Source organism: Chryseobacterium sp. Tr-659 (assembly GCF_011752975.1).
In the GTDB taxonomy this organism is placed as follows: domain Bacteria; phylum Bacteroidota; class Bacteroidia; order Flavobacteriales; family Weeksellaceae; genus Chryseobacterium.
This window is the reverse complement of the sequence record NZ_VWWP01000009.1, coordinates 21,691-48,211: the sequence shown is the minus strand read 5'-3', so window position 1 is coordinate 48,211 and position 26,521 is coordinate 21,691. Positions and strand designations below refer to the sequence as shown.

General features: G+C 36.5%; 23 protein-coding genes and 2 tRNA genes. 13 read left to right on the top strand and 12 right to left on the bottom strand.

All coding sequences use genetic code 11. The features are described 5' to 3' along the window. Nucleotides 1–38: 38 nt before the first annotated feature. The 3 genes from lysA to F3J23_RS17965 form a co-directional block, all read right to left on the bottom strand. Nucleotides 39–1,241 (bottom strand): diaminopimelate decarboxylase, encoded by a 1,203-nt coding sequence (lysA, locus tag F3J23_RS17975; protein ID WP_185156477.1) that lies wholly within the window; start codon nt 1,239–1,241, stop codon nt 39–41. Between the two features lie 260 nt (nt 1,242–1,501). Then, nucleotides 1,502–2,725: a PolC-type DNA polymerase III gene (locus tag F3J23_RS17970; protein ID WP_167032236.1), complete on the bottom strand. Its 1,224-nt coding sequence runs from the start codon at nt 2,723–2,725 to the stop codon at nt 1,502–1,504. A 157-nt stretch (nt 2,726–2,882) separates the two neighbouring features. Further along, nucleotides 2,883–4,409, bottom strand: a complete 1,527-nt coding sequence (locus tag F3J23_RS17965; protein WP_167032233.1) for a helicase HerA-like domain-containing protein — start codon at nt 4,407–4,409, stop codon at nt 2,883–2,885. A 125-nt stretch (nt 4,410–4,534) separates the two neighbouring features. Here F3J23_RS17965 and F3J23_RS17960 point away from each other — a divergent pair, with 125 nt between their 5' ends. Genes F3J23_RS17960 through F3J23_RS17945 form a run of 4 tightly spaced genes read left to right on the top strand, consistent with a single transcriptional unit; the run spans nt 4,535 to nt 6,861 of the window. Then, nucleotides 4,535–4,699, top strand: a complete 165-nt coding sequence (locus F3J23_RS17960) for a hypothetical protein (protein WP_167032230.1) — start codon at nt 4,535–4,537, stop codon at nt 4,697–4,699. Nucleotides 4,700–4,757: 58 nt separating this feature from the next. Beyond that, nucleotides 4,758–6,167, top strand: coding sequence for an MBL fold metallo-hydrolase (locus F3J23_RS17955; RefSeq protein WP_167032227.1), 1,410 nt, complete (start codon nt 4,758–4,760; stop codon nt 6,165–6,167). Between the two features lie 3 nt (nt 6,168–6,170). Further along, nucleotides 6,171–6,548, top strand: coding sequence for a rhodanese-like domain-containing protein (locus F3J23_RS17950; protein ID WP_167032224.1), 378 nt, complete (start codon nt 6,171–6,173; stop codon nt 6,546–6,548). A gap of 13 nt (nt 6,549–6,561) precedes the next feature. Beyond that, complete coding sequence (locus tag F3J23_RS17945; protein WP_167032222.1) at nt 6,562–6,861, top strand: thioredoxin family protein; 300 nt, start codon at nt 6,562–6,564, stop codon at nt 6,859–6,861. A 37-nt stretch (nt 6,862–6,898) separates the two neighbouring features. On the opposite strand, the gene F3J23_RS17940 is transcribed toward F3J23_RS17945, so the two are convergent. Continuing rightward, nucleotides 6,899–7,651: a nitrilase-related carbon-nitrogen hydrolase gene (locus tag F3J23_RS17940; protein ID WP_167032219.1), complete on the bottom strand. Its 753-nt coding sequence runs from the start codon at nt 7,649–7,651 to the stop codon at nt 6,899–6,901. Nucleotides 7,652–7,871: 220 nt separating this feature from the next. On the opposite strand from F3J23_RS17940, the gene F3J23_RS17935 reads away from it, so the two are divergent. The 4 genes from F3J23_RS17935 (at nt 7,872) to F3J23_RS17920 (ending at nt 13,651) form a co-directional block, all read left to right on the top strand. Beyond that, nucleotides 7,872–8,312, top strand: coding sequence for a DUF6646 family protein (locus F3J23_RS17935; RefSeq protein WP_167032216.1), 441 nt, complete (start codon nt 7,872–7,874; stop codon nt 8,310–8,312). A gap of 107 nt (nt 8,313–8,419) precedes the next feature. Further along, complete coding sequence (gene rseP, locus F3J23_RS17930; protein WP_167032213.1) at nt 8,420–9,910, top strand: RIP metalloprotease RseP; 1,491 nt, start codon at nt 8,420–8,422, stop codon at nt 9,908–9,910. A gap of 81 nt (nt 9,911–9,991) precedes the next feature. Further along, nucleotides 9,992–10,065 (top strand) — tRNA-Asn (locus F3J23_RS17925). 388 nt (nt 10,066–10,453) lie between these two features. Beyond that, nucleotides 10,454–13,651, top strand: a complete 3,198-nt coding sequence (locus F3J23_RS17920) for a S41 family peptidase (RefSeq protein WP_167032210.1) — start codon at nt 10,454–10,456, stop codon at nt 13,649–13,651. Nucleotides 13,652–13,713: 62 nt separating this feature from the next. On the opposite strand, the gene F3J23_RS17915 is transcribed toward F3J23_RS17920, so the two are convergent. From F3J23_RS17915 to budA, 4 genes are read right to left on the bottom strand one after another with little or no spacing between them, the layout of a single operon-like run. Next, entirely contained in the window at nt 13,714–14,010 is a 297-nt protein-coding gene (locus F3J23_RS17915; RefSeq protein ID WP_167032207.1) for a putative quinol monooxygenase, read from the bottom strand. Nucleotides 14,011–14,025: 15 nt separating this feature from the next. Continuing rightward, a complete protein-coding gene (locus F3J23_RS17910; protein WP_167032204.1) occupies nt 14,026–15,042 on the bottom strand; it encodes an SBBP repeat-containing protein in 1,017 nt (338 codons plus the stop codon). Nucleotides 15,043–15,094: 52 nt separating this feature from the next. Next, nucleotides 15,095–16,501 carry an L-dopachrome tautomerase-related protein gene (locus F3J23_RS17905; protein WP_167032201.1) on the bottom strand — a complete coding sequence of 469 codons (1,407 nt, stop codon included), beginning with the start codon at nt 16,499–16,501 and terminating at the stop codon, nt 15,095–15,097. A 49-nt stretch (nt 16,502–16,550) separates the two neighbouring features. Continuing rightward, the gene (gene budA / locus F3J23_RS17900) at nt 16,551–17,315 is read right to left on the bottom strand and encodes an acetolactate decarboxylase (protein WP_167032198.1); all 765 of its coding nucleotides are present in this window, start codon (nt 17,313–17,315) and stop codon (nt 16,551–16,553) included. Between the two features lie 109 nt (nt 17,316–17,424). Here budA and F3J23_RS17895 point away from each other — a divergent pair, with 109 nt between their 5' ends. From F3J23_RS17895 to F3J23_RS17885, 3 genes are all read left to right on the top strand, one after another. Next, nucleotides 17,425–18,267: an AraC family transcriptional regulator gene (locus F3J23_RS17895; protein ID WP_167032196.1), complete on the top strand. Its 843-nt coding sequence runs from the start codon at nt 17,425–17,427 to the stop codon at nt 18,265–18,267. 203 nt (nt 18,268–18,470) lie between these two features. Continuing rightward, nucleotides 18,471–18,544: transfer RNA gene (locus F3J23_RS17890), tRNA-Asn, on the top strand. Between the two features lie 379 nt (nt 18,545–18,923). Beyond that, a complete protein-coding gene (locus F3J23_RS17885; protein ID WP_228455375.1) occupies nt 18,924–21,455 on the top strand; it encodes a DUF5686 family protein in 2,532 nt (843 codons plus the stop codon). Nucleotides 21,456–21,601: 146 nt separating this feature from the next. Here F3J23_RS17885 and F3J23_RS17880 read toward each other — a convergent pair whose 3' ends face one another. The 4 genes from F3J23_RS17880 to rplU all read right to left on the bottom strand — a co-directional run bounded on the left by F3J23_RS17880 (nt 21,602) and on the right by rplU (nt 24,173). After that, nucleotides 21,602–22,810, bottom strand: coding sequence for a T9SS type A sorting domain-containing protein (locus tag F3J23_RS17880; RefSeq protein WP_167032190.1), 1,209 nt, complete (start codon nt 22,808–22,810; stop codon nt 21,602–21,604). A 158-nt stretch (nt 22,811–22,968) separates the two neighbouring features. Beyond that, nucleotides 22,969–23,136: a hypothetical protein gene (locus F3J23_RS17875; RefSeq protein WP_167032187.1), complete on the bottom strand. Its 168-nt coding sequence runs from the start codon at nt 23,134–23,136 to the stop codon at nt 22,969–22,971. A 191-nt stretch (nt 23,137–23,327) separates the two neighbouring features. Further along, entirely contained in the window at nt 23,328–23,585 is a 258-nt protein-coding gene (gene rpmA, locus F3J23_RS17870; RefSeq protein ID WP_002984034.1) for a 50S ribosomal protein L27, read from the bottom strand. A gap of 12 nt (nt 23,586–23,597) precedes the next feature. After that, on the bottom strand, nt 23,598–24,173 hold the full coding sequence (gene rplU, locus F3J23_RS17865; protein WP_081983514.1) for a 50S ribosomal protein L21: 576 nt from the start codon (nt 24,171–24,173) through the stop codon (nt 23,598–23,600). 185 nt (nt 24,174–24,358) lie between these two features. On the opposite strand from rplU, the gene F3J23_RS17860 reads away from it, so the two are divergent. Next, nucleotides 24,359–25,246 carry a metalloprotease gene (locus tag F3J23_RS17860; RefSeq protein WP_167032184.1) on the top strand — a complete coding sequence of 296 codons (888 nt, stop codon included), beginning with the start codon at nt 24,359–24,361 and terminating at the stop codon, nt 25,244–25,246. A 121-nt stretch (nt 25,247–25,367) separates the two neighbouring features. Then, the gene (locus F3J23_RS17855) at nt 25,368–26,456 is read left to right on the top strand and encodes an acyltransferase family protein (protein WP_167032181.1); all 1,089 of its coding nucleotides are present in this window, start codon (nt 25,368–25,370) and stop codon (nt 26,454–26,456) included. Nucleotides 26,457–26,521: the final 65 nt, after the last annotated feature.

Sequence of the window (26,521 nt, the reverse complement as noted above, 5' to 3'; positions counted from 1 at the left end):
ACCCAGATAGGTGGCTGCTTATATGCTATATTTTACGTTTAGATTACTACTTCGATCTGATTTCTCAGCAAGTCTTCAAACTCATCTCTTTTACGGATCAGATGAGCTTTTCCGTCCAAGAATAAAACTTCTGCCGGCTTTAATCTTGAATTAAAGTTTGAGCTCATTTCAAAACCGTAAGCTCCTGCGTTATGGAAAGCAAGGATATCACCTTCTCTTACTTCATGTAATTTTCTATCCCATGCAAACGTATCGGTTTCACAGATGTTTCCTACTACTGTATAAATCCTTTCTGCTCCTTTTGGATTGGATAGGTTTTCAATAGCATGGTAAGAATCGTAGAACATCGGACGGATCAGGTGATTGAAACCAGAGTTCACGCCAACAAAAACTGTAGCTGTAGTCTGCTTGATCACATTAGCCTTCACCAACAGATAGCCGCTTTTTCCTACGAGGAATTTTCCCGGCTCAAACCATAGTTCAAATTTTCTTCCTGTTGTTTTTAAGAATTCACCTAAAACTTTCTCTACTTTTTTACCTAATGTTCTAACGTCTGTTTCCTCTTCGCTGTCCTGGTAAGGAATTTTGAAACCGCTACCCATATCCAGATATTTAAGATTAGGGAAATGCTCAGAAAGCTCAAGCATGATATCCAAAGCCTGAAGAAATACTTCCGGATCTTTGATCTCACTTCCTGTGTGCATATGAAGGCCTTCAACATTAAGATTTGTACTCTTCATTACTCTTTCGATATGGCGAAGCTGGTGAATGGAGATCCCGAATTTACTATCGATATGGCCTGTTGAAATTTTATAATTTCCTCCGGCAAAGATATGCGGGTTGATTCTCACAAAAATAGGATAAGAATTTCCGTATTTGTTCCCAAATTGCTCGAGGATAGAAATGTTATCAATGTTAATATGAACTCCGAAAGTCATTGCTTCTTCTATTTCAGCCAAGTCAACACAATTTGGAGTAAACAATATTTTTTCTTTCGGAAATCCTGCTTTTAATCCAAGTTTAACCTCGTTAATAGATACACAATCCAAAGATGCACCGAGTTTCTTGACATACTTCAGGATGTTGATATTCGTCAACGCCTTCGCTGCGTAGAAAAACTTCGTGTGTTTTAAAAAAGAAGATGTAAGTTTTTCGTATTGAACTTTGATGGATTCAGCATCATAAACATACACCGGGGTGCCAAACTCATGGGCAATCTTTAATAATTCTTTTGAATTCATAATTTCATTTTAACATAAAAAAGGCAGATTCTTCGAAAAAGAGCCTGCCACATTGATTATTTTTTATGCAAGACAAGTCTTTTAAATATTCCAAACCTTAGAGAACTTTACAGCTCCCTTTTTACCAGTTTTATTTTGTTTAAAATTTTGCATTGCTTCTTTTTATTTTTTGCAAAAATACTATTTATTTTTTACTTTGAGAAAATTGATTTGAAAAGCATCTCCTTGCTGATAAAAACTTTAAAGCTTAAATCCCCCTATTATTTGGGGAGAGGCAGGGTTTCAAAATCACCTCGAAGCAGTGCCAGCTGCAATTCATTGTTTAAATCTGTAGAAGACAATGGAAGGTCAATTTTTAATTTGGCCAGCTTACTCAATGTCTGAATCTGCGTGAACAATTCATAAAAACCGAAGGATACCACCTTCCCGTTTTCAATGATTAAAAATAGTCTTTCACCTAATTTCCTTCCTGGCCCCAGCCACAATTCATTCCTTTTTCTGAATTCTATTTTTTGTTTCAGTACTTCAAAGTCATTAAATTCTTCCTGAGAACCAATAAACTGAACCGCTTTTGTTCCCTGTGTAAAAGATCTGAATTTTAAGACAGGCTTTTCCGTTTTATTCAGTTTATTTTTTTCAACAACATATTTATTATTCCTGAAATAAAGCCCGAACGGTAAAATTTCTTTCTTTTTGATATTCTTGGAGTTCAGAATCAATTTTGCAATAATATCAGTTCCTGTAAGTTCGAAATTGATCTGCTCTACTCCTTTCTGGATCTGTTCCCATCTTTTTGATTTGGAATTGAAAACCTTTTTCGAAAACTTATTGATATCCTGAACATAATCTGAGAATATGATTCTACCTGCTTCATCCTGAAAATAAACAAAACCTTTATCATTAGGAAGATCCTGTGTTAACTCTTTGATCTTATTGATATATGTCTTGGCATTGGATTCCTCATGCTGTTTCTGAATAATTTCATTTTCAACATCTTTCGAAATCAATAATCTGAAAAGTTCCAGGGTTGCTCTTGCGTCTCCTTCAGCCCTGTGATGATTGGTGAGAGGAATACCCAATGATTTCACTAGTTTCCCTAATGAATAGCTTACTTCATCGGGAATCAGCTTTTTAGCCAACGGAATAGTATCTAAAGTATTGATTTTAAAGTCATAACCGAGTCTTTTAAAAGATTGGCGAAGCATTCTGTAATCAAAGTCGATGTTATGTCCTACCAACGTTGTATTTTGAGTAATTTCGATCACTCTTTTAGCAATTTCATGAAATTTAGGAGCTGTTTTGACCATTTTTGGGGTAATACTGGTCAGCTTCTGAACAAAAGGAGTAATATCACCTTCAGGATTTACCAGAGAAATGAACTGATCAGTAATCTTCTGGCCATCATACCTGTAGATGGCAATATCTATAATGCATTCATTCCTATAACCTGCACCATTACTTTCTATATCTATAATTGAATACATTTGATTTCCTGTTACTGCTTTTTATTATTCATATTAAAATCCTTTATTATCTCCCGATAAAAAGGGTAAAATATCTCTATCTAAATAAAGATAACCTGCTAAAATAATAAAAAATATTTCAAATACATAGCAGGTTACCATAGATTATTCTCCAGGGTTATCGTCTTCTGCCTCCTAATCCGAACATTCCCAGGATAGCTTTTGCACCTTCCCGCATCAATGTATTGGTAAAGGTTCGCCCTGCCTGGCTTTGTAATACCTGTTCAAACATTCCCGGCTCTTCTTTCACCGGTTTTGTTTTTTGAGTAGGAGCAGAATTCTGAACCGCCTGTTCCATTCTGTTTGTTAATATTTCGTAGGCAGATTCTCTGTCGATAGCCTGCTCGTATTTCGCCACCAATGCAGATCTGCTGGTCAAATCTGAAATTTCTGCTTCACTCAGCACATCCATTCTGGATTCCGGAGATATAAGATACGTGTGCACCAGCGGTGTCGGAATCCCCTTTTCATCCAGAGCTGTTACAAATGCTTCTCCGATTCCCAGATTCTGGATAAGGCTGGAGGCATTATAGTATTCTGTAGTAGGATAATTCTCCACGGCTTTGCTGATCTCTTTTTTGTCTTTTGCAGTGAAACCTCTCAAAGCATGCTGTATCTTTAATCCTAATTGAGACAGCACATTCTCCGGTACATCACCAGGAATCTGGGTAATGAAATAAATACCTACCCCTTTGGAGCGGATCAGTTTCACCATTGTTTCAATCTGTGACAGGAGTGCTTTTGAAGCCTCATCAAAAATCAGGTGAGCCTCATCAATAAATAATACCAGTTTCGGTTTACCGCTGTCACCTTCCTCTGGGAAAGTCATATAGATTTCTGCAAAAAGGGATAGCATGAATGTAGAAAACAATTGAGGCTTATTTTGAATATCCGATACTCTTAAAATATTTACAACTCCTTTCCCATCTCTTGTTTCCAACAGATCCTGAACATCAAAGCTCAATTCTCCGAAGAATCCCGCAGCTCCTTGCTGTTCCAGTGCAACGATAGACCTTAAAATAGCACCTAAAGAAGCTGGAGCAATGGAACCATAGTTGGCTGCCAGTTCAGCTTTTCCCTGTGCATTATCCGTTACATACTGCAATACTTTCTTTAAGTCATTCAGATCAATTAAAGGAAGACCTTTATCATCACAATATTTGAAGACGATTGACATGATGCTTTGCTGAGTATCATTCAGCTCCAGGATTTTACTTAATAAAACCGGTCCGAATTCCGTAACGGTTGCTCTTAATTTCACTCCTTTTCCTCCGGAAATACTCATCAGTTCTACCGGAAAGCCTTGCGGATTATAGGGGAGCTGTGTTTTTGCATATCTTTCTTCAATAATAGCATTCATCTGGCCTGGTTCAGCAATTCCCGAGAAATCTCCTTTAATATCCAGAACCAATGACGGAATTCCTGCGTGAGAAAGCTGTTCTGCAAAAACCTGAAGTGTTTTTGTTTTACCTGTTCCGGTTGCTCCCGCAATAAGCCCATGTCTGTTAATTGTTTTCAGGGGAATTGTTACGTTCACTTCCGGAACCACTTCTCCGTCCAACATTGCTTTTCCTAATATAATATGTTCTCCTTTCGGAGTGTATCTCGCATTTAATTCTTCAATAAATTGTGCTTTATCTGCCATCTGATCACTTTTTTTAACTTATAAATATAAAATTTTTTGTAAAATATTTAACGATATTTTCTAATGAACTTCTGTTAATACTCATCAGAAAATAATTTTGTACCATCACAAGCAAATTTTAAACCATGACTATTAAAGCACTCTATATCAAACCTATTCTCATTAAGACACATGATAAAAAACAGCTATTGCGGATTAATACTATGGAAGGCATTCTTTTTGCTGAAAAAACAAAAGACGTTAAACATCCGTTTAACACAGTATTGAAAGAAACTATCAATGGGATTTAACATTTCATTTAGAATTTATCTAATACTTTGTATCTTTAACTAATTAAAAAAAGACCCAATGAAAATTGAACAAATATATACGGGCTGTCTGGCTCAGGGTGCCTATTATATTGTATCAGAAAATGAAGCGGCTATTATTGATCCGTTGAGAGAAGTAAAACCTTATTTGGATCGTCTTGAAAAAGACAATGTCACTTTAAAATATATTTTTGAAACTCACTTCCATGCTGATTTTGTTTCAGGACATCTGGACCTGAGTATGAAGACTGGTGCTCCTATTGTTTACGGACCTACCGCAGCTCCTGAATTTGAAACTATCATTGCGGAAGATCAGCAAATATTTGAAATTGGAAAGATAAAAATTAAGGTTCTGCATACTCCGGGACATACTATGGAAAGCAGCACCTACCTTTTAATTGATGAAAATGGTATTGAAACGGCTATTTTTACCGGGGATACTCTATTCTTAGGAGATGTAGGAAGACCGGATCTTGCTCAGAAAGCAACCAACCTTACTCAGGAAGATCTTGCGGGAATTCTGTATGACAGTCTTCAGAATAAAATCATGCCGCTGGATGACAGCATCACTGTTTATCCTGCCCATGGAGCCGGCTCTGCCTGTGGTAAGAATATGCAGAAAGAAACGGTAGATATTTTAGGGAATCAGAAAAAGACCAATTATGCGCTTAACCAGCCGGATAAAGACGCCTTCATCAGAGAAGTACTTGATGGATTAACTGCTCCTCCTAAATATTTCGGCATGAATGTAGCCCTGAATAAAGGAGGCTATGAAAGCCTGGATGTAGTAATGGATAAAGGCCTTCACCCTGTTGCACCTGAAGATTTCGAGGCTTTGGCAGAAGAAACAGGAGCATTGATTTTAGATACGAGAAGTGCCGCAGAATTTCACAAAGGTTTTGTTCCGAATGCCATCAATATCGGACTGAAAGGAGATTTTGCCCCATGGGTAGGTACCCTAATCGTAGATGTAAAGCATCCTTTATTACTGGTAACGGATGAGGGTACTGAGGAGGAAGTCATTACCAGATTAAGCCGAGTAGGTTTTGATAACGTTGTAGGCTATTTACAAGGAAGTTTTGAAGCATGGAAGAATTCCGGTAAAGAAACAGACGAAATCAGGAGGATCACTCCCGCAGAATTTGCTGAACAGTTTACGGAAAACTCAACGGTAATTGATGTCAGAAAACTGACTGAATATACCGCAGAACATATTGATAATGCTTATAATAAGCCCCTGGACACTATTAGCGAATGGGCTCGAAATATTGATGATTCCGAACATTTCTTCCTTCACTGTGCCGGAGGATACAGAAGCATGATTGCAGCAAGCTTCCTTAACTCACAGGGAATCAGGAATTTCACTGAAATAGAAGGTGGTTTTAATGGAATTAAAAAGACAGAAAAATTCCCAACAACGGATTTTGTGTGCCAATCCAAAACGTTATAAGGCATGAAGATTCAATTTTCTGTACTTATTCTTGTTTTTATTTTTTCGTTAAACTCCTGTAAAACAAATCGTTTAACAGAAGTTTCTAACGCTAACATTAAAGAAATAGTCAATAGTTCTGATGTTACATTGATAGATGTCAGAATTCCCGAGCAATATGCTGCAGGAACACCAAAGAATGCAGTGAATATTCCGTTGGCAGAAATTCAGAACAATATTGAAAGCCTTAAAGGGAAAAAAGTAGTTGTTTTCTGTAATAAAGGAATACAGGCAGATCAGGCCATGAAAATCCTAAAGAAAAACGGAGTGGAAGCTTATGACGGAACGACCTGGAAAAATGTAAAAGCCATCCAGGATGAAGCAATCAAAAAAATAAACTAATAAAACCTCAACTATGTCACAGAAATTTCAGGAAATCATCAACTCCGAAAGGCCGGTACTTATTGACTTTTTCGCAACATGGTGCCAGCCGTGCAAAGTACAGTCTTCGGTTTTGAACAGTGTAAAAGAGAACATCGGCGAAGGAGCCAGAATCATAAAAGTAGATGTAGATCAGTATCCTGCTTTAGCAGCTCAATATGGAGTTCGCGGTGTACCTACCTTAGCGGTTTTCAAAAATGGAGAATTACTATGGAAGGAAAGCGGTGTACATGACGTAAACACACTGACCCAACTCCTGCAACAATATGCTTAAACTAAAGGCTGAGATTATTTTCTCAGCCTTTAGTTTTTTATAATTGAATAGAAAAACTATCCCGGTCATTCAGGAACTGGAAATGCTTCCTGAAATCTTTAAGCTCGTTCATATTTAATTCTGCAAGTACTATATTTCCTTCTTTCTGAGAAATTTCTTTTCCGTCTGCAAAGAAACAATGCGAACTTTCCTGATAAAACAATTCATTTCCATCCGTTCCTATTCTGTTTAAACCAAATACAAAAGACAGGTTTTCAATAGCTCTGGCTTTCAAAAGATGTTCCCATGCCCCTACTCTTTTTTCTGGCCAGTTGGCCACATACAGAACAGCATCATAATCATCATTATTTCTTGCAAAAACAGGAAAACGCAGATCATAACAGACCTGAAGCAGAAATCTTATTCCTTTATATTCCACAACTACTCTGTCTTTTCCCGGTGTGTATACTTTCTCTTCTCCTGAAAAAGAAAACAGATGTCTTTTATCATAGAAAACGGTTTCAGCATCCGGCTGTACAAAATACATTCTGTTATAAAAGCTCCCATTTTCCTCTACAGGGGCACTTCCGCAAAATGCTGCATTTTTATCTTTTGAGATCTTTTTTAAAAATTCCAAGGATTCTTCATTTCTGTCCGAAACTTCAGAAGCATCCATACAGAAACCCGTTGAGAACATCTCGGGAAGAAGGAACAGATCCGCTTCTACACCCTGAAGTTCATTTTCAATAAGTCTAAAATTCTCTGATTTATTTTTCCAGATGATATCTAAATTAAGCCCGGCAACTTTCATCTTTTTCTTTTTTTAAAATTATTCCAATATCTGATGTATAAAAATACGCCTTTTATATTTACCCGGAAGAATGCATCAATGAAAGAAATTAAAAAAAAATAACCCGCGTTTTCATTTCTTAAAAACTATTAAAGTCTTTGATTTTTGCAGTGTTGGCTTTCTTTCGGTTTCATTTTTGATACTGATAATTTTTTATTATATCATTAAAATTATAAAATTTATGAAGAAATTGGTTTTTATGGTGATGATATTCTTTTTTGGAGCAATGGCCAATGCCCAGGCCTGGAACGGAAAAGGAGATCATAAGGTTCAACTCGGGCTGAGTGCCTGGGGCTACGGAACCGGAATAACGGGAACTTACGACTACGGTCTCAATAAGCTGATCTCGATAGGTGCAGGTCTTAACGGTTATTTCGACAATTACAAGAACAATGATAAAGACAATCGTGTTTTTGTTTTTGGAAGACTGAATTTTCACTTACAGGAAGCTTTAGGTCTTCCTTCAAAATGGGATATCTACCCGGGTGTTGATCTTGGAGTGCTGGGAAAAGATTTCGGAATTGGGGCTCACATAGGAGCGCGCTATTTCTTCACTGAGAAAATAGGAGTATTTGCAGAGGTAGGAAATAACGGCAGTCTTGGAGTTTCTTTCAATTTATAATCAAAACGTCTTTAAATATGACAAAGCTTCTCATTTCGGGGAGCTTTTTTTATTTGGCATAGTTTTGATAATTGTTACCTTTGCAAATTAAAATCTAAAATTTATTAATGGAAATAGCAATCAAACTCTTTCAGTTCATTCTGAGCATCTCTATACTTGTGCTTCTTCATGAGCTTGGGCATTTTTTACCGGCAATATGGTTCAAGACCAGAGCAGAGAAATTCTTCCTGTTTTTTGATCCTTATTTTTCCATATTCTCCATGAAGAAAATCAACGGAAAATGGCAGTATAAATTTTTATCAAAGAATCTGCCGGATTCTGAAGTGATAGAGGTAAACGGAAAGAAGGAAGAAGTTCCTATCGATATATCAAAACTTCCGGATAATGACTGGAGAAAGCATCCTGAGCAAACCAAATACGGTATCGGATGGCTTCCTTTTGGAGGATATGTGAAAATTGCAGGAATGGTGGATGAAAGTATGGACACCGCACAAATGAAAAAGCCTGCAGAATCATGGGAGTTCAGATCTAAGCCGGCTTGGCAGAGACTTATTATTATGCTGGGCGGTGTTACTGTAAACTTTTTCCTGGCATGGCTTATTTACAGTAGTCTTTCATTCTTCAATGGAGAAACTTATACGGACATCACCAAATTCAATGATGGTATTGAGGCTACTGATGCAGGAAAGAAAATGGGCTTCCAGAATGGTGACAAAATCATTAGTGTAGACGGAAAACCTGCAGAAAGACTGGAAAATACATCCATCAATATTCTTCTAGGAAACGATGTTACTGTTCTGAGAAACGGACAGGAAGTAACATTCCCTGTAAATGCTGATGGTGTTGCAGATGTTCTTAAACAAAGAGAAGCTAAATTATATATTACCCCCAGAGTTCCAATGGTTATTGATACATTGGCTACCCCTTCCTCCAAGACATCAGGACTGGTAAAAGGTGATAAAGTAGTAGGAATCAATGGGAAGAAAGTTTCTTTTTTCGATGAAGTGAGTACTCTTTTAAAAGAAAACAAAGGAAAATCTGTTACGGTAGACGTTGAAAGAAGCGGAACTTTACAGACATTACCATCAGTTTCTGTTGACAAAGACGGAAAAATAGGAGTAGGATTAGACACTAAATCTATAGCAAAGGCGATTGTAACGAATAAGAAATACTCTTTCGGAGAAGCTATTCCAAGAGGGTTTACAAGAACGATTGAAGCTTTAACGACTCAGGTGAAGCAATTCAAGATCATGTTTAATTCTAAAGTTCAGGGGTATAAAAATGTAGGTGGTCCTATTGCGATTGTGAAAAATATGCCTGTTGACAAGAACGCTGACGGGAGTATTGCGATCAACTGGACGGCATTCTGGAGCTTTACAGCAATGTTTTCCGTATGGCTGGCATTCCTTAACCTTATTCCTATTCCGGGGCTTGATGGCGGACACGTTTTATTTACTTTATATGAAATTATAGTAGGAAAACCGGTTCCTCAGAAGGTGTTGGAAAATGCACAGATGATTGGAGTTATCTTCCTGCTAGGCTTGATGTTACTAATCTTCGGAAGTGATATTTTCAAAGTATTCACCGGGAAATTATAATTTTTTTGAAAATTTTTCTAAAAAATATTTGTAGGGTATAAATATTCGTCCTATATTTGCACCACTTAAAACAAAGGACATTCCTCCTTAGCTCAGTTGGTTAGAGCATCTGACTGTTAATCAGAGGGTCGCTGGTTCGAGCCCAGCAGGAGGAGCAAAAAGACTTACAGAAATGTAGGTCTTTTTTTTGTTTAAACTTTTCGAAATGCAGAAATAATCATCATCAAGGTTACTGATATCGTTAAAAAAATAGATATTTGTAACTTATTATTAAGTCATGACAGAAAAACACTTATTTGATCTGCAACATCTCATTACAACTATTTCTGGTATCATCAAAAAGCATAGCAGTACTCTTTTTTATAAAGAACATTTATTAGTTTCTCTATTAACTTCCTCATAGCATATAGTTTCGAATTAAATTAACCTTTGATTTATATATTTTTTACAATGTATGAAACATATGGATGCTTTTAAACGACTTACTCATAAAGAATAATAAAATCAATATTATATCATATTGCACAAATTCCAAATAAGCCCATGAGAAAAACTCTTATTTCATTATTAACTGCCTTTGCTTTTACTCAAGTTTCTGCACAGGAAAAGTCTTATTTCTTATCAACCCCTTCACTAAGTCCTGATGGTAAAACTGCTTACTTCGCTTATAACGGAGATATATGGAAAGTGGATTCTAATGGCGGAAACGCTTCAAGAATTACAGCTCTGGACGGGGAAGAGATCAATCCACGTATTTCTCCTGACGGAAAGTGGCTTGCATTCAGCTCTAATCAGTACGGGAACTATGATGTTTATCTAATGCCTGCTGAAGGCGGAACAATTAAACAATTGACCTTCCATACGGGAAAAGACGAAATAGAAAACTGGGGATGGGACAGCAAAACTATTTATTTTACTTCAAGCAGAAATAATAATTTTGGCAGTTTTAAAACAACTATTGAAGGAAAAACACCTCAAAAACTGTTCAATAATTACTTTAATAATACCAATGGTCTTGCAGAAACTCCTGCCGGGGAATACCTTTTCACAAGTTCATCGGAAAGTGCTCACCAGGTACAGCGTAAAAGATATAAAGGAGAAAACAATCCTGATATTCTGGGCTACAACCCGAAGAATAATTCTTTCAAGCAATATACCAATTACGAAGGAAAAGATTTCAATCCCAGTGTAGATAAAAACGGAGTTATTTATTTTATTTCTGACGAGAATAATAACGAATACAATCTTTATAAAATAGAAAATGGTAAGAAAACACCATTAACCCAATTCGATACCTCCATCAAAAAACCTTTTGTTTCAGCAAACGGATCTAAAGTCATATTTGAAAAAGATTATCAGCTCTATGTTTATGATGTTGCTGCAAAAACCTCAAAAGCCTTAGACATAAGCCTTAACACAAATAAAACTCTGGAAAAAGAACAAAACTTCAATGTGGAAAATAATATTTCCTTTTACGATGTTTCACCAGATGGTAAAAAAATGGCCTTTGTAAGCCGGGGAATTCTTTTTGTTTCTGATATTGAAGGAAAATTCTCGCAACAGGTTACTGACGGAAAGGAACGTGTAATGGAAGTAAAATGGCTGAAAGATAATCGTACATTACTTTATAACCAAACTTATAAAGGGTATCAGAACTGGTTTACCATTGCTGCAGACGGAAAGGGGCAGCCTAAACAGCTGACTCAGGATTTACGCAATAACCGCAGTATAACACTCAGCAGCGATCTCTCAAAAGCAGTTTATCTAAGCGGCCGGGATGAAGTAAGGTTAATGGATCTGAAGAATTTCAATTCAACCACAATTGTAAAAGATGAAATCTGGGCATTCCAGAATTCAATTCCTTCTTTTTCTCCTAATAATGAATATGTATTATTTTCCGCCAAAAGGAATTTTGAGCTGGATATTTTCATTTACAACATCAAAAAAGGGCAAACCATCAACCTTACCAACACAGGCGTTTCGGAGGAAGATCCCGTTTGGTCACCCAATGGTAAATATATCTATTTTGCGAGTGACAGAACCAATCCGTCTTACCCTTTAGGTACGCAGAAATCAAATATTTATCGTATGGCTCTGGATTGGTTTGATGAACCTTATAAATCTGAAAAATTCGATACCCTTTTTACTGAAGAAAAGAAGGATACAAAATCTACTGAGGATAAAAAAGACAGTAAAGACAAAGACAAGAAGGAGAAAGAGAAAAAAGAAGACGACAAGGATAAAAAGGAAACCAAAGAGAAAGAACCGGTTATCAAAGAACTGAAAGTAAACCCTGATGATACCCTGGAAAGAATTGAGTTGGTTACTGACCGATATGGCTATCAGGATGATCCTATAGTTATTGCTGATGATAAGAAAGAAATTCTATTATTTAATTCTAATCAGGATAACGGAAAAAAACAGCTTTTCAAAAAAGTATTCACAGACTTTGAACCGACTAAATCTGAGAAGGTATTTGATAAGCCAGCATTTTATATTGTAAAAAATGATAAAAATCTGTATGCCTTAATAGAAGGTAATATTTATAAAACAACTGTAGCAGCTCTAAAACCGGAGAAAATAACCATCCAGTACTCTTTTGATAAAGATCTTGCGTCTGAATTTACTCAGATGTATGATGAAGCCTGGACCGGTGTAGAGGAGAATTTTTATGATGAAAAATTTCATGGTATTAACTGGAAAGCAAAAAAGGAACAGTATGCCCAATACCTTCCCTATGTAAATAACAGAAATGATCTGAGAATTTTATTAAATGACCTTTTAGGTGAACTTAACTCTTCTCACACAGGATTTTCTTCATCAGGAAAAGAAGAAACCAGATACCTGAATTATTTCACTAATGAAACCGGAATTGTCTTTAAGAAAGACCAGCCTTATGTTGTAGAAAGCATTGTAAGGAAATCTCCGGCATTCCTTTCCGGCGTTGATATTAAGCCTGGCGACCAGCTGGTTTCTGTGAATGGGAAAAACATTGATATTAATGAAAACAGCGAACCCTATTTTACAACCCCTAAGAAACAGGATGAACTTATCCTTACTTTCAATCGTGGCGGTAAAAACATCACTACAAAAGTACACCCGATCTCAAATTCAGAGTTGAAAGGATTGCTTTATGATGATTGGATATACAACAACCGCCAGCGTGTTGATAAACTGAGCAACAACCGCATTGCTTATTCATGTATGAAAAACATGAGTACCGATGAGCTGGACCGCTTCCTTTTGGATATGGTAGAACAGGAAAACAGAAAAGATGCAGTCATCCTTGATCTGCGTTACAATACCGGAGGAAATGTTCATGACAAAGTATTGAATTTCCTTGCTCAGAAACCTTATTTACAATGGAAATACCGCGAAGGAAAAATGACGACACAGCCTAATTTTGCTCCTTCCGGAAAACCTATTGTTCTACTGATCAATGAAGCTTCATTAAGTGATGCTGAAATGACTGCAGCAGGTTTCAAAGCACTCAAACTGGGAAAAATTATTGGGCAAGACACTTACCGATGGATTATTTTCACTTCGGGAAAAAGCCTTGTAGACGGTTCTTTTTACAGATTACCTGGGTGGGGAACTTACACCCTGGATGGTCAAAACCTGGAAAAAACAGGTGTAAAACCTGACATCTACGTTAAAAATACCTTCTTAGACCGCCAGCAGGGTAACGATCCTCAGCTGGAAAGAGCTATTCAGGAAATTCTGAAGGATTTAAAGAAATAATGAAAATCCAGCTTAAAGCCGATATAAAAGCAAAAGACTTACATTTCTGTAAGTCTTTTGCTTTATAAAACGTGAGCTAATTCTATCAATTGTATGGGGCCATTCAACAATTCATCTGTTCTGGCAGCAAAACCCTGAAAATGACTTGTTTGGGTATGAAATTTAAAAGCTTCCTCATCTTCAAAAGCTTCCCACATATAGAAAGTATCTGAATCATTCTTATCTTCAAAAAGAATATAATATAAACAGCCGGATTCACTACGGGTAGGATTTATCAACAGTAATAAAGCATTTCTTAATTCTTCACCCTTACCGTGTTTTGCCTTTAATACAGCCATTGATCTAAATTGTTTATTCATAATAATTTTTTTATCTTATAATTTGACCCCTTTGATCTGATAATCAGCATGGGTTTTGTCACCCCCTAAAAGTTTGCCCAGATAAGAATTAAGCACATATACAGTTCCATTATATGCGGCATAAGCTGTAGTAGGAAATTCAGCTGCCCCTATAGATACTTCTTTAACTTTAGATGCAGATCCCCAATTGTTACTACTACTTAATACGTGCGCTTTACCACCGGCCAGTCCATTTTCTATAACCACCAGATCATTACCTTTCCATTCAAGGCCATCAGGAGCTTTAAAAGCATCATTAACCCCTGTAATTTCTGAAACTTCTCCATTGGCAATACTGATCTTAAATAGTTTAGCCTTTTCAGTATGAGCTGCAATGAGATAGCCATCTTTATGGTAAACTATACCATTAAGCCCAAAAGCATTGGGTGACACTGAAAAGGCACTGTTATTTACAAAAACAGAACCTTTATAACCTGTATCAATCTTATAAATAACAGGAGAAAAAGAATCGGTAATATAAATATTTCCGTTTTTATCTACGGTAATATCATTGGGAAATACGCCTCCGGAAGCTACAAGAGGTTTCAGATTAACATTATTGATCAATGCTCCGGTCTTTGCATTATAAACCCCTGCATAAGCAACCTGTCCGGCTGTACTTCCTCCTGCTCCACTTTTTTCTGAAGCACCAGCATCACCGCTTACGACTATAATACGTTCGTTTTCTTCATCAGTATATACACCCAATGCGGCAATAAGATGAGGATCATTAATTAATGGTGCGAAAGTTTTACCATCAATCCCTAAAGTATAGACGATTCCTTTATTAAAAGAGCTGATAACAAAACGTTTGTTTTTAGTATCATAATCAACACCTTCAGGATAAGCTCCCGTGAGTTGAAAAGAATAATTTTCAAGCAATTTTGGTTCTTCTTTCACAATAGGATCAGAAGAGTCGTTGCTTCTGCATGAAGACAGGCTTAATGCTAATACGGCTGATAAGAAAAAATCAGTTAAAATGTTTTTGTTCATTGTGTTTATATTTATTTTGTGTTTTTTTAGTTGAATTCTCTTCATCTTCGCATCACAATTTAACGCGATAGATGAAATAAGGAGGTCTTCCCGCATCCGGCAGTCCTGAAAATGCAGTTGTAGTATGCAGTTGATTTACTGAAATGTATAAATACCCATCCTCTGAAACGGCAACATTATCCGGCCATTTTAATTTTGGATCTTTAATAAATTCTGTAAGATGACCGTCTGAGTCCAGCTTACTGATACTGTGACCACCTAGGTTGGTGATATAATGATTACCTGCCTTATCTGTTGCAGCTCCGTCGCTTACCGGCTTATCTCCCACTTTTTGAATAGCATTTTCTATCACATTGTCATTTCCATTTTCACGGAAAAGCCCGGCTGGAAGCTTATACCATGAAGTCCCATTCATTGCTCCGAAAAACAGGGTTTCTCTGTCATCTGAAAGTGTAATCGGATTAATTCCTACTCTTGCTGGTTTACCACCAAAATCAATCACTTTCCCATCAATAATCATATCTACATCCTCCGCTTGTAATGATGTATGCCCACTGAATCTCCTGGCTTTTTTATTTTTAAGATTTAAAGCAACGATTCCCGGATTGGCAATATCAGCAAGATAGGCCCATCCATTTTTCTCATCAATAGCAACATCCTGTATAAAGCTGCCTTTGGGTGCAATAGCTGAAGGAAGTTCAATCTTTTCTATTACTTTATTTTTCTTAAGATCGAAACACCAGAGCCTTGTTTTTCCAAGTTCCAGCCCCATGTCGATCATCCAGAGACGATTTTGTTTATCTGTTATGATTCCCAGTGGGGTATCAAACTTATTATTATCCGCAGGTTGTCCATTTTTTTGTAATTCTGCTGAGGGAAATGGTATAGGCTGTCCATTTACAATTTCAACCAGCTGCTGTTTTGCTCCTGCCAAAGGATGTATTGTAGCAAATACTCGTCCGGTACGGCTTACCGCAACATTTCCAGGGCGGGCATCATTGAACTGAGCTACCACTTCAAGACTTTTCCCCTGCTGAGGAAGATATGAAGCAGTTCCGTCTATCCAATCTTTACGGACAGGTGTAAAAAAATCCAGATCTTCAGTTCCATCTTCCAGACAGAAAAATTCATGGGTAACCCCAGCCGGAATGATCAGTATGCCACCTGCTTTTACAATATGCTCTTTATCATTCATCAGAACTTTTACACTGCCCTTTGTAATATAAGTTACCTGTTCATTCGGATGATTATGAGGTGCTACATGAGCCCCTTTATCCATTTTCCAAAAAGCAAATGTACTTTCAGAACCTGATACCCATTTACGCTGTAAACCTTTCCCAACCTGCTCCCAAATCCCCTTATTAAAATCAGTTTGAAGCACTTTTTGCTGTGCAGAGACTGAATTAAAGAAAAACACGGGCACTATTGAAGAAATAAAAAATAATATGTTTGTTTTCATTTGTATATTGTATTGTTACAGCCATGAACCTTCATGACTTGTTAAATTTTTAATATTGTGAATTGGCCCCGGAAGATTCCCATTTACTCCTGTATCCTTTATTGTCATTGTTGGGTAACATCACCTCGTAGGTATTTTTCTCATCCAGCTGAACTGTAAATTTTGAGAAGGCAAAAGTCCCTTCTACCAAATGCCCTCCAACTTTCCTGTCCTCCGAAATAAAGTGGAAATGAAACGGGGAAAGATCAAGACCTCCAACATAGGAAGGGCTGTAAAATCCGACAAGAGTACCTTTTATATTTTGGTTTATATATAAAGGCCTCGTTTTCATAAGATCTGCAATACCGGTTCTGTCCTCTTCGTTAACTTTTATGGCACCTCCCAGCGTGAGCTCTTTGAAAACAGCTTCTATCTTTATAGCGTAAAAGCGATTGGAAGACGGAAGTATTTCACGGATATTTTTCATTAATTCTTCCACAGTTTTTACATTTCTCAATTCTTCTGAGTGTTCTTTTTTGAAAAAAGTAAAGGAACCGAAAGGAATTTCTCTTTTATGATCTGCTATTTCTACAGATCCGTCAGAAACAATACGATAAACACTTCCGTCAAGCATAACCAACTCACCATCTAAAAAATTATAAGTACCTAAACCGAAATCCCCTTTCTTTTTAACATCTTTTACAGTAAGATTGCCGGTATAAACTCCATTTCTCATTGCATCCATAGAGGAATAGTGAAAAATTCCATCTTTATTCTCCTGAGCGCTGATACACGCAGACCAGGCTGTTAATCCGATTAATAATAATTTTATCATAATGCAATAATTCGTATTGGATGAAGCAAAATTATACTGATATTTAGCAATTTACCGGTATAAGACTTCTGTATTTTTGTATATTTTTGCTATATAAAAAACAATACTGATGAACAGAAATGTATTATATGAACCCTTCAGCATTCATTTTGAAACGCTGGATGTATTTCCTGATAAGGAAAGCAAAAAGAATTTTTTTGAACTGGTTTTCATTTTATCGGGAACCGGGCGGCATTGCATTAATAAGCACAGCTTTTCTTATTCAGACAATCATATGTTTCTTCTGACACCACAGGACTGCAGCCAATTCTGGATTGACACTACCACCCGGTTTTTCTTTTTAAAATTCAGCAACATCTACCTGAAAGACAATAGAATTTCGAAAGAAAATATCCAGCGGCTCGAATTTATTCTGGAAAATGCCAATCATAAGCCTGGATGTATTTTGAAGAATCAGTCTGACAAAACACTGGTGCGCCCTCTTGTGGAAGCGCTCATCAGAGAGGCTGTCAATAAAGATGTCTACCACAGCGATATAACATCACAACTCATCAATACACTTATTGTAGTAGTAGCCCGTAATATTGCCAAGTATCTTCCTCAAAAAATAGACGAAGCCTCCGAATCAAGGATCATTAATATCCTCAATTTCATTCAGAGTAATATTTATGAGCCTGAAAAAATCCGGACCGAGAACATCTGTAAAACATTTGGATTCTCAGAAAACTATTTGGGTAAATATTTTAAAAAACATAGTGGTGAAACCCTTCAGTCTTATATCAGCAATTACAAAACGACACTCATTGAGCACCGTCTGAAGCATAGCAGCAACAGAATTTCCGAAATTGCTGACGAATTGGGATTCACAGATGAAAGCCATCTGAACAAATTTTTCAAAGCGCAACGCGGAAAAAGTCCCAAGGCTTTCAGAATGGAATTTGTAGCCCTTTAAATGTTTCCGAAATACTCATTATATAGGAAAATTTATCATTACAACACTGCCATCTCAGGCTATCTGTAAAAAAACAGATAATTTTCAAAATTTTAATTTATTGAAAAATAAATCGATAGCAATTTCTGTGAAATATTAAGGGATAAAAACTTGCTTGGTACGGATATTCCTATTATATTTGCACCACTTAAAACAAAGGACATTCCTCCTTAGCTCAGTTGGTTAGAGCATCTGACTGTTAATCAGAGGGTCGCTGGTTCGAGCCCAGCAGGAGGAGCAAAAAAGACTTACAGAAATGTAGGTCTTTTTTTATATCCTGACTAAATTTCAAAAGTTTAATTGTTTTCTCTTTTCAAATAATTATACTAGCAATTCCTGTGTAATACTTCAATTTATTTTCATGTACAAAAGCTGATATTTTTTATAAAGGAAAAATAGCAGAATAACTTATCAATAAAATAGTTATTATTTCGTTATTAATTCATTGATTATTATCTCATAAGCCTTAAAAATTCGTGACATTTTTTTAATAAATACATGTATTATTTTCGTTACATTTGCTGTTTTATCTGAAACACCAAAAATATTTTTATTTTTTTCATATTTTTAAAATAAACTGCATGCTTTTTGTTTGTGCTAATTGCCTGAAGAAACGAATGATGTTAAACAATAACTCCCCAAAACACTATATATTATTTTTCTTACTGATACTTACCGGTTCTGTATCTGCACAAAACAAAGCCAGCGGTAAAATTGTTGATGAAAAAAATAATAAAGAACTCAGCAAAGTTGATATTTTTATCAACAACAGCAAAACACCTTCCCTGACGACAACATCAGGCAGCTTCATTATTCAGTCAGACAGCATTATTCGTCAATTAAAATTTTCAAGAAAAAGCTATACTTCCGAAACATTAGAAATTACTCCTGAAAATGCAGAAAATATCTTTGTTCAGCTATCTCAGTCCAAAGTAAGTGACATTCAGGAAATTGTCCTTCAAAGCGGAAAACCCAAATACAAAAACAAAAAAGAAAACCCGGCCTATGCCATCATGCAAAAAGTATGGGCACACAAAAGAAATAACGGACTGGAGAAGTTTGACACTTATTCATACAAAGAATACGAAAAGACTCAATTCGATCTTAATAATATCGACAGTGCCTTTATGAAGAAAAAGATCTTCAATAAACTGAACTTTATTTTTGACTACGCAGATTCTACGGCCAGCGGAAGACTCGGGCTTCCCATCTTCCTGAATGAAGCTGTTTATGAAAATTATGGTAAAAACAGACCTGATAAAGACAGTAAAAGAACATTAGTTGCTCAAAAAACCTCTGGTTTTCAGGATAACCAGGTGATCACGGTTTCTGCTAAAAACCTGTACAGGGATATTAATATTTACGATAATACATTAAATTATTTTGATATCGGATTTCAAAGCCCGGTAGGAACAGATGGATTTTCCACGTATGATTACAGCCTTATGGATACCATTACCATCCGTGGCGAAAAAGCGTTTCAGATAAGATATCAGCCTAAAAGAAAAGATATCCTTGCATTCCAAGGGAATCTATATATTGATACGGACACTTATGCTATTTTAGGTGCTACTTTAAAATCAACACAGAAAATCAACGTCAATTTTGTTAACAGTGTCTATACTCAGCTGGAATATGACAATCCTGATGAAGAGACATTTCTTCCTAAAAAACTCGTTACAGAGTTTGAAATGAGTCCTTTTTCCAAAAAGAAAGGATCTAAAAGCATTATCGCTAAAAGATCTGTGGATTACTCTAATTATCAATTCAACAAGCCTCTTGACCCAAGTGTATTTAAAAGGAAAGAAGAGGAATATGAGGATAAGTTTACAGACAAGGATGAGGCTTACTGGACAAAGGCAAGACCCGATACACTATCCAAATCTGAACAAGGGGTTTACAATATGCTTGACCAGCTTCAGCAGACCCCTAAATTCAACAGAATGGTAAAACTGTTTGAAACTCTTGGTTCCAGATATTATAATGCTTTTAAAGGAGTAGATTTCGGGCCTATTTTCTCGGTATACGGAAGAAATGAAGTGGAAGGCGATAGAATAAGACTTGGAGCAAGATCATATTTCGGGCTTAATGATCCTTGGAGAGTACAATTTTATACGGCTTACGGGTTTAAGGATAAACAGGTAAAATATGGAGTTGAAGCACGATATATGTTCAACAGGCTGAACCGTTTTATGATTGGAGCAGGAACCAGCAGAGATATTGTTCAGCTCGGAGGGCAGCTGACTTCCGGAGATGGGGTTGCATCAAGATCTTTATCTTCCAGTACTTTTTTTGCCAGAGGAGAAAATATTTCATTAAGTTCAGTAAATCAAACCAGCGTTTTTGCAGCTATTGAGCCTTGGAAAAATTTCCAGATACGAGTAGACGGGGTGATGCAGAGTATTAAATCTGCAATTCCGGAGAAATTCAACCTGATGTATTATAAGGATGGTAATCTGAGACAGACGGTAAATGATTCTCATGTGACGATCAGCTTAATTGCAAAACCCGGAGCTAAATTTTCCCAGACCGGAATAGACCGTTATCAGGCAAGAAACCTGGCTCCTACTATTGTTCTGCGATATACCAGGGGTATAGAAGGGCTTTTCAATGCTGATTTCAATTATAACAAACTTCAGTTTATGTTATACAAGCCGTTCCTAATTGGAAGCCTTGGAAAAATGATAGTAAATTTTGAAGCAGGGAAAAACTTCAATACTGTTCCTTTGGCATTGCAGAATATCATTCCTGCGAATTTATCGTATGGTTTGGTTCCCAATACTTTTTCTCAGCTGAACTATTATGAGTTTGTTACAGATGCTTATACCACTCTTCAGCTGGAACATCATTTTAATGGTAAAATTTTGTCTTATATTCCTTTGATCAAAAAACTGAAACTTAGAGAAGTGGCATTTATCCGTGGAGCATATGGAACTCTGAGCGACGCTTCTAAAGCCATCAATGTAGAAGGATTTAAATATACTGCCCCAAGTGAACATATTTATTATGAATATGGCTTTGGTATTGAAAATATCGGAATCGGAAACCTCAGAATTTTCAGGGTCGACTTCAACTGGAGAGGAAATTATCTCGATAGACCTGACATTTCTAAGTTTGGTGTAAAAGCCGGGTTCCAGGTAGGATTTTAGACAAAAACATTATAAAATAAGTTCGGCGGCTTCTTTGAAGCCGCCGAACTTATCTTCAGACATCTGATAATTAGATTGGCCAAATACTTTTAGCATCAACAATTAGTTTCAATTGATTTTCAGTGTTTTTTTTTAGATTTCTCATTTTACTTTCTTACAATTTTGGTTGATTGAGTTTCTTTATCAGACTGAAGAATCAGATAATATATTCCGGACGGTATAGACTGAATACTAAAGCTATTTCCCTGCAATATTCCTGAAGCCATTATCCTACCTGCCTCATCTATCACTTTATAGGTCTTGTATTTATTATTTTTAATATAGATATAATCCGCCGAAGGATTTGGATAGACTTCAGCATTTTCCTTGTTTACCACTTCCTGAGTACTTAAACTGGAAGAACCTGCCAGCCAGATTATAGCATTCACTAGTAAAGGTCTGTGATTTCCGTTAGCATCACCTGTATAACCATTATATAGAGTATCGTTTGGGTCTCCGGTTCCGTCGTCCGGAACAGAACTGTCTCCCAATGCACAGATCCTTCCATTTCCATAAGTGGAAGTTGCAAACATAACATTAGTACTGCCTGCAGTGGAAGCACTGCTGGTAAACACAAGCCCCTGAACAGACGCATTACTGTTTTTATCAAGCGTCATTGTAGCTCCGCTGGAGAATTTCATCTGCGTGGGTGTTCCTTGCGGGCCGGATAAAATGGTTGGGTTTACATTTATCGGAACAAAATTCGTTGTGATTGGAGACACGCTATTCAGATCAAAACTAATTCCGAAAGGATTTGGAATGACACCGTTTGTTGTAAAAAAATCATTCCAGATAGCAGGAGAATCCCATCCATCATTGTTTCTGTCGCTCTGATTATGATCCGAAATCATAAAAAGGCCACCTCCGTTTTGTACAAAATTCAGCATTGCAATTTTCTCGGAATCACTGAATCTTATATTAGGCTCGACTACAACAAAAACTTTGTAATTAGATAAATCTTGTGGATTGGATGAGTTTCCGTAGGTAATACTTGCATTGTAAGGTAATGTTTCTATAGTGTAACCTTGCTTTACCAGATCTATTCCCCAATTACTCAGGGCTCCCTGCCAATAAGTTTCCGGGGTTGCTGCTGTAATACCACTTTGCGCAGGTGTAGGAAATCTTTGCGGATTAGACTCTGTTCCGTTGGTAGTAACCCCTGTTGCACTAAACTTAAGATTATGAACATCCGCATCCACTACCCAGTCTGCATTTCCTGCAGATTCTGCTTTAGTAGCATCAAATAACACTTTTATTTGTGCCTGCCAGTTTGCAGATACCAGCAACCCCAGTATCAGTATAATTTTACATTTCATGTCAAGTTATTTAAAATGGGGTACAAAATTATAATACTTTGGAACTGCCTGGTCTTTGAAAAATTAAAATTCAATTAAAATTTAACATAGCTTTCAAAATCAAAGCCGCAGTTTTGATGAAACCGCGGCCTTCTTTAATTTTATGCATAACAGAAATACTATTCAAAGCAATCGGTGCACGCCTGTGAAAGCATACAATGTGATTTCTGCCACGGAGACCAGTTGCACCATTCTTCGCATGACTGAAACATTGAAGGACAATTGGCAGCTACTCCTCCTTCAATTTTTTTCAACCTCTTCTTGTTTAATTTTCTTAGATTTTTCATAGATATTTTGTTTAATTTTCCGCCTACTCATAATGCTTTTCGGCTTCCGCAACTGACTTATAATTTGACAGTTAACAAATATAAATATATTTCACAAACAATTGAATACCTGAAAATCATTTATCGTTAATTAAAAACAAAAAAGCTCCAGCGATGCTGGAGCTTTACATTTTATAAAACGCTTAATTTAATTATGCGTTTGGTTCTACAGATACGAAAGATCTGTTGTTTGCTTTCTTTCTGAAAACTACTTTACCGTCTACTAGTGCAAACAAAGTGTGATCTTTACCGATTCCCACGTTATCACCTGGGTGGTGTTGAGTACCTCTTTGTCTAACAATAATGTTTCCGGCAATAGCTTCTTGTCCTCCGAAAATCTTCACACCTAATCTTTTAGAGTGAGACTCTCTACCGTTCTTGGAACTACCGACTCCTTTCTTGTGTGCCATTTTATTAGTGGATTATTTATTAAGTGCTTTAAATTGATCGATATTCTTAATGATAGCAGCATCTACTTCTTCATGTGTAAGAATATTCTTTTCTAATTCAACTTTAACTGCTTTACCTAAAGTAATTAAAGTTTCTCTGTTCTCTTTAGACTGTGACAAGTTGTTTTTCTTTAAGTGATAGTTCAGCTCGTGATCTTCACTAAAGTTAACAGTTGCGTTGTCAGAAAGAACTTCACCTTTCACAGTTTCTTTTTTAGCTGCTTTTTTAGCACCTCCTTCAAAACCTGTAATACCAGTGATTACGATTTGAGTTAAAGATTGTCTGTGACCGTTTTTCACTTTGTAACCTTTTCTTCTTTTCTTTTTGAAAACGATTACTTTATCAGCTTTAACGTGGTCAAGGATCTCTGCTTCCACAGTGATTCCGTTTACAGCTGGGGCGCCTACAGTGATTGCACCGTTTACAGTAAGAAGAACTTTATCGAAAGAAACTTTTCCTCCTTTATCTCCTTTTAAACGGTTTACAAACAACTTCTGGTCTTGCTCAACTTTGTATTGAAGCCCTGCTATTTCTACAATTGCAAACATTGTTTATAAATTTTTAGTTATTTCGAGGTGCAAATATACAAATTAATTTCTAATTAGCTTACAATCAAAGCAATGTTTTTTTACAATAAATCCTATTCACTATGTTTTGAATAATTTTTTTAAATAAAGTACTCACACTTAAGAGATAATTTATTACCTTCGTTTTACCAAATTGAATTTAACATATGAAAAGAAACTTTAACCTCTGCTTATTAGCAGGCGCCATCGCTGTAACTTCATTAACAGCATGTAATGATGATCCAATGAACGAAACTGTTCAACCTCAACAAGAAACGCTGAGTGCAAAAATTGATCAACCCGGTGATCTTGAAAAAGTCTGCTACTATGTAGATAACAACTGGAGTTCAAGTTCTGTTTTAATGACCGGGCTTCAAAACACCACAGACACCAATTTCATGAATTCCCAGATGACAAAAATTGCAAGCATGTGGGGAAGAAGCAACCCTACGCTTAGATTTGTAAATGACCCCTCCAATTTTAACTCAACCTACAATGCAATTTCCTACTCCACAGGAAAAATCTATTATGGATACGCCATCTATTATGATGCAAAAGCAAAAGGAGGAGATATTGTAAACGCGATGATTCTTGCTCATGAATATGGACATCAGCTGCAGTATATTTTTGGACTGCCTTCAGTAAACGAAAATACAGCAAGACCAAATGAGCTTGAAGCCGACGGTTTTGCAGGATACTATCTGAGAAGACCCAACGGTTATAACAAAACCAATTTCTCTGAAATTGCAGCAGCTTACGAATTTGCACAAAGTATCGGAGATTATCAAACCACAAGCCCCGGCCACCACGGAACGCCTGCACAGAGAAGATCTGCAGTTCGTTTAGGGTTCCTTTTAGGTCAGTACGATCTTAACGCATCCAATTTTGATTACAATTTCTTCTATTATTATCAAGGAGTTCTGAACGGAACTTATAAAATGGCTAAGAACACGGTAAGTCCTGAAATTGATGCTTATATGAGTCAATATATTGATGAGCTGAGAAAAATTCAGTCTGGAGAAATTTCTGCAGAAGAATTTAAAAATCTTAAATAAACGCAAACATTCATTTTTAGCATATTTAAATAAGGAGGTGGACACTATGTGTTCCATCTCTTTTTATTTGGCTTGAAAAATCACAGAAGTTTATTTACTTTTGACACCATATCCTACAATAATGAACAGAGATCTCTATATTGACTTCGCCAAAGGGCTGGCCACACTTTCCATTATCTTTATCCATACGGCTTTCTGGTCCGGACAGTTTTATATTCCGGCAGAAGTCAGGGTCTTTTCTCTCGTTTTTGATGTTGCTCTTTTTTATGCACTCAGCGGGATCACTTCCGGTTCTAATATTGAAAAAACATTTTACCGTTTATTAAAATTACAGATCACCTATATGATCTTTGTAACATTTCTGTTCTTCCTTGATTACTTCTTTAAAGTATTTGGATTGAGCTTCTTTTCTATGGAGTGGCTGAAAAATTTTTATTCAACATTCGGTTCAAAATACTCTACTACAAGTATTTCAGAATATCCTCAATGGCAGAATCTCGGAAACTGGTACCTGCATCAATATACCAATGCAGACACTTTTCCGGTGGTCATGGGAAGTTTCTGGTATCTGAAGGTATATTTTATACTCACCGTTTTCGGAGTCCTGATTTTAAGATTTTTTCCAAGACATGTCAACTGGTTGATTGGTCTTTGCATTGCTTTAACTTTAGCATTCAACATCTATCCGGAATATTATCCGACAGGGCAAGTGGGTTATGTCGCATTTTATTTAGCCGTATTTCTGATAGGAAACAGAATGCGTGGAAAAAGAATTCCGACTAAGATAATTCCTCTTTTATATGCTTTGGTAGCCGGTGCTCTGATCTGGATGTTCTGGTTTTATGGAAATGAAATTTTTTATAAGATCAACAAGAATAAATTCCCACCACAGATTCCTTATATTATCTGGGCTTTGTTCTCATTGGTAACCTTATTTGTTCTTTACAACAGATTAAAGATCACGAAAGATAATTTCATCACTTATATTGGGAAAAACGCTATTTTCTTCTATTTTGCACAAGGTCTAAGTTCGTCATTGGTTTACTTTCTCGTGGTTCCGTTAAAAGAAAATATGACCTGGTGGCTATTAATGATCATCATCTATGTCATCAATATCATCTTAGCATTCATTATCTCTGCGGGATTGAAAAAAGTAGATACGGCGGGTTGGAATATTTTGGAATTCCTAAGAAGAAAGACCGCATCTTAGGACTTTAACGACCAAATTGAAATAAAGTCACATTTCTTACTTCAATTTGCTTAAATTTACAAAAA

Excerpts from the sequence above, each read along its gene's own strand:
- F3J23_RS17885 (WP_228455375.1), top strand. The coding sequence starts at position 18,924 with ATGATGTTAAACAATAACTCCCCAAAACACTATATATTATTTTTCTTA.
- F3J23_RS17960 (WP_167032230.1), top strand. The coding sequence starts at position 4,535 with ATGACTATTAAAGCACTCTATATCAAACCTATTCTCATTAAGACACAT.
- F3J23_RS17910 (WP_167032204.1), bottom strand. The coding sequence starts at position 15,042 with ATGAACAAAAACATTTTAACTGATTTTTTCTTATCAGCCGTATTAGCA.
- F3J23_RS17935 (WP_167032216.1), top strand. The coding sequence starts at position 7,872 with ATGAAGAAATTGGTTTTTATGGTGATGATATTCTTTTTTGGAGCAATG.
- rplU (WP_081983514.1), bottom strand. The coding sequence starts at position 24,173 with ATGTTTGCAATTGTAGAAATAGCAGGGCTTCAATACAAAGTTGAGCAA.
- F3J23_RS17905 (WP_167032201.1), bottom strand. The coding sequence starts at position 16,501 with ATGAAAACAAACATATTATTTTTTATTTCTTCAATAGTGCCCGTGTTT.
- F3J23_RS17915 (WP_167032207.1), bottom strand. The coding sequence starts at position 14,010 with ATGAATAAACAATTTAGATCAATGGCTGTATTAAAGGCAAAACACGGT.
- F3J23_RS17875 (WP_167032187.1), bottom strand. The coding sequence starts at position 23,136 with ATGAAAAATCTAAGAAAATTAAACAAGAAGAGGTTGAAAAAAATTGAA.
- F3J23_RS17970 (WP_167032236.1), bottom strand. The coding sequence starts at position 2,725 with ATGTATTCAATTATAGATATAGAAAGTAATGGTGCAGGTTATAGGAAT.
- F3J23_RS17940 (WP_167032219.1), bottom strand. The coding sequence starts at position 7,651 with ATGAAAGTTGCCGGGCTTAATTTAGATATCATCTGGAAAAATAAATCA.
- F3J23_RS17955 (WP_167032227.1), top strand. The coding sequence starts at position 4,758 with ATGAAAATTGAACAAATATATACGGGCTGTCTGGCTCAGGGTGCCTAT.
- F3J23_RS17855 (WP_167032181.1), top strand. The coding sequence starts at position 25,368 with ATGAACAGAGATCTCTATATTGACTTCGCCAAAGGGCTGGCCACACTT.
- F3J23_RS17880 (WP_167032190.1), bottom strand. The coding sequence starts at position 22,810 with ATGAAATGTAAAATTATACTGATACTGGGGTTGCTGGTATCTGCAAAC.
- F3J23_RS17945 (WP_167032222.1), top strand. The coding sequence starts at position 6,562 with ATGTCACAGAAATTTCAGGAAATCATCAACTCCGAAAGGCCGGTACTT.
- lysA (WP_185156477.1), bottom strand. The coding sequence starts at position 1,241 with ATGAATTCAAAAGAATTATTAAAGATTGCCCATGAGTTTGGCACCCCG.
- rseP (WP_167032213.1), top strand. The coding sequence starts at position 8,420 with ATGGAAATAGCAATCAAACTCTTTCAGTTCATTCTGAGCATCTCTATA.
- F3J23_RS17895 (WP_167032196.1), top strand. The coding sequence starts at position 17,425 with ATGAACAGAAATGTATTATATGAACCCTTCAGCATTCATTTTGAAACG.
- F3J23_RS17920 (WP_167032210.1), top strand. The coding sequence starts at position 10,454 with ATGAGAAAAACTCTTATTTCATTATTAACTGCCTTTGCTTTTACTCAA.
- budA (WP_167032198.1), bottom strand. The coding sequence starts at position 17,315 with ATGATAAAATTATTATTAATCGGATTAACAGCCTGGTCTGCGTGTATC.
- F3J23_RS17950 (WP_167032224.1), top strand. The coding sequence starts at position 6,171 with ATGAAGATTCAATTTTCTGTACTTATTCTTGTTTTTATTTTTTCGTTA.
- F3J23_RS17965 (WP_167032233.1), bottom strand. The coding sequence starts at position 4,409 with ATGGCAGATAAAGCACAATTTATTGAAGAATTAAATGCGAGATACACT.
- F3J23_RS17860 (WP_167032184.1), top strand. The coding sequence starts at position 24,359 with ATGAAAAGAAACTTTAACCTCTGCTTATTAGCAGGCGCCATCGCTGTA.
- rpmA (WP_002984034.1), bottom strand. The coding sequence starts at position 23,585 with ATGGCACACAAGAAAGGAGTCGGTAGTTCCAAGAACGGTAGAGAGTCT.